The organism is Aquipseudomonas alcaligenes NBRC 14159, from assembly GCF_000467105.1.
Lineage (GTDB): Bacteria > Pseudomonadota > Gammaproteobacteria > Pseudomonadales > Pseudomonadaceae > Aquipseudomonas > Aquipseudomonas alcaligenes.
In genome coordinates, this window is record NZ_BATI01000076.1 from 2,501 (window position 1) to 5,356 (window position 2,856).

Below are 2,856 nucleotides of genomic sequence, written 5' to 3' on the forward strand. Positions count from 1 at the left end.
TGGAAAGTGCGGCCATAGTGGGTGATAGCCCTGTACGCGAAAGAATCTTAGAAGTGAAATCGAGTAGGACGGCGCACGTGAAACGTTGTCTGAATATGGGGGGACCATCCTCCAAGGCTAAATACTACTGACTGACCGATAGTGAACTAGTACCGTGAGGGAAAGGCGAAAAGAACCCCGGAGAGGGGAGTGAAATAGAACCTGAAACCGTATGCGTACAAGCAGTGGGAGCCCACTTTGTTGGGTGACTGCGTACCTTTTGTATAATGGGTCAGCGACTTATATTCAGTGGCGAGCTTAACCGAATAGGGGAGGCGTAGCGAAAGCGAGTCTTAATAGGGCGCTTTAGTCGCTGGGTATAGACCCGAAACCGGGCGATCTATCCATGGGCAGGTTGAAGGTTAGGTAACACTGACTGGAGGACCGAACCGACTACCGTTGAAAAGTTAGCGGATGACCTGTGGATCGGAGTGAAAGGCTAATCAAGCCCGGAGATAGCTGGTTCTCCTCGAAAGCTATTTAGGTAGCGCCTCATGTATCACTGTAGGGGGTAGAGCACTGTTTCGGCTAGGGGGTCATCCCGACTTACCAAACCGATGCAAACTCCGAATACCTACAAGTGCCGAGCATGGGAGACACACGGCGGGTGCTAACGTCCGTCGTGAAAAGGGAAACAACCCAGACCGTCAGCTAAGGTCCCAAAGTTATGGTTAAGTGGGAAACGATGTGGGAAGGCTTAGACAGCTAGGAGGTTGGCTTAGAAGCAGCCACCCTTTAAAGAAAGCGTAATAGCTCACTAGTCGAGTCGGCCTGCGCGGAAGATGTAACGGGGCTCAAACCATACACCGAAGCTACGGGTATCACGTAAGTGATGCGGTAGAGGAGCGTTCTGTAAGCCTGTGAAGGTGAGTTGAGAAGCTTGCTGGAGGTATCAGAAGTGCGAATGCTGACATGAGTAACGACAATGCGAGTGAAAAACTCGCACGCCGAAAGACCAAGGTTTCCTGCGCAACGTTAATCGACGCAGGGTTAGTCGGCCCCTAAGGCGAGGCAGAAATGCGTAGTCGATGGGAAGCAGGTTAATATTCCTGCACTTCTAGTTACTGCGATGGGGGGACGGAGAAGGCTAGGCCAGCACGGCGTTGGTTGTCCGTGTTTAAGGTGGTAGGCAGAGATCTTAGGTAAATCCGGGGTCTTAATGCCGAGAACTGATGACGAGTGTCCTTTTGGACATGAAGTGGTTGATGCCATGCTTCCAGGAAAAGCCTCTAAGCTTCAGGTAACTAGGAACCGTACCCCAAACCGACACAGGTGGTTGGGTAGAGAATACCAAGGCGCTTGAGAGAACTCGGGTGAAGGAACTAGGCAAAATGGCACCGTAACTTCGGGAGAAGGTGCGCCGGTGAGGGTGAAGGACTTGCTCCGTAAGCTCATGCCGGTCGAAGATACCAGGCCGCTGCGACTGTTTATTAAAAACACAGCACTCTGCAAACACGAAAGTGGACGTATAGGGTGTGACGCCTGCCCGGTGCCGGAAGGTTAATTGATGGGGTTAGCGCAAGCGAAGCTCTTGATCGAAGCCCCGGTAAACGGCGGCCGTAACTATAACGGTCCTAAGGTAGCGAAATTCCTTGTCGGGTAAGTTCCGACCTGCACGAATGGCGTAACGATGGCGGCGCTGTCTCCACCCGAGACTCAGTGAAATTGAAATCGCTGTGAAGATGCAGTGTATCCGCGGCTAGACGGAAAGACCCCGTGAACCTTTACTGTAGCTTTGCACTGGACTTTGAGCCTGCTTGTGTAGGATAGGTGGGAGGCTTTGAAGCGTGGACGCCAGTTCGCGTGGAGCCATCCTTGAAATACCACCCTGGCATGCTTGAGGTTCTAACTCTGGTCCGTCATCCGGATCGAGGACAGTGTATGGTGGGCAGTTTGACTGGGGCGGTCTCCTCCCAAAGAGTAACGGAGGAGTACGAAGGTGCGCTCAGACCGGTCGGAAATCGGTCGTAGAGTATAAAGGCAAAAGCGCGCTTGACTGCGAGACAGACACGTCGAGCAGGTACGAAAGTAGGTCTTAGTGATCCGGTGGTTCTGTATGGAAGGGCCATCGCTCAACGGATAAAAGGTACTCCGGGGATAACAGGCTGATACCGCCCAAGAGTTCATATCGACGGCGGTGTTTGGCACCTCGATGTCGGCTCATCACATCCTGGGGCTGAAGCCGGTCCCAAGGGTATGGCTGTTCGCCATTTAAAGTGGTACGCGAGCTGGGTTTAGAACGTCGTGAGACAGTTCGGTCCCTATCTGCCGTGGACGTTTGAGATTTGAGAGGGGCTGACCTTAGTACGAGAGGACCGGGTTGGACGAACCTCTGGTGTTCCGGTTGTCACGCCAGTGGCATTGCCGGGTAGCTATGTTCGGAAAAGATAACCGCTGAAAGCATCTAAGCGGGAAACTTGCCTCAAGATGAGATCTCACTGGAGCCTTGAGCTCCCTAAAGGGCCGTCGAAGACTACGACGTTGATAGGTTGGGTGTGTAAGCGCTGTGAGGCGTTGAGCTAACCAATACTAATTGCCCGTGAGGCTTGACCATATAACACCCAAACAATCTGTAGATTGTCGGTGATGGTGAAGTCGACAAACGAACCGAAAGTTCGCTAAGAACCGCAAAGCCAAGATCACATACCCAATTCGCTGTGGCGACTTAACACCGACACAGCAACCGAATTGCTTGACGACCATAGAGCGTTGGAACCACCTGATCCCATCCCGAACTCAGTAGTGAAACGACGCATCGCCGATGGTAGTGTGGGGCTTCCCCATGTGAGAGTAGGTCATCGTCAAGCTCCTATCCCC

General features: G+C 52.7%; 2 rRNA genes (1 of these 2 running past the window's edge). Both read left to right on the forward strand.

Annotated features, from left to right (window positions below):
* Positions 1 to 2,593 (forward strand): 23S ribosomal RNA (locus tag PA6_RS21915); it begins 299 nt to the left of the window's first position.
* A gap of 137 nt (positions 2,594 to 2,730) precedes the next feature.
* Positions 2,731 to 2,846: ribosomal RNA gene (rrf, locus tag PA6_RS21920) — 5S ribosomal RNA — on the forward strand.
* Positions 2,847 to 2,856: the final 10 nt, after the last annotated feature.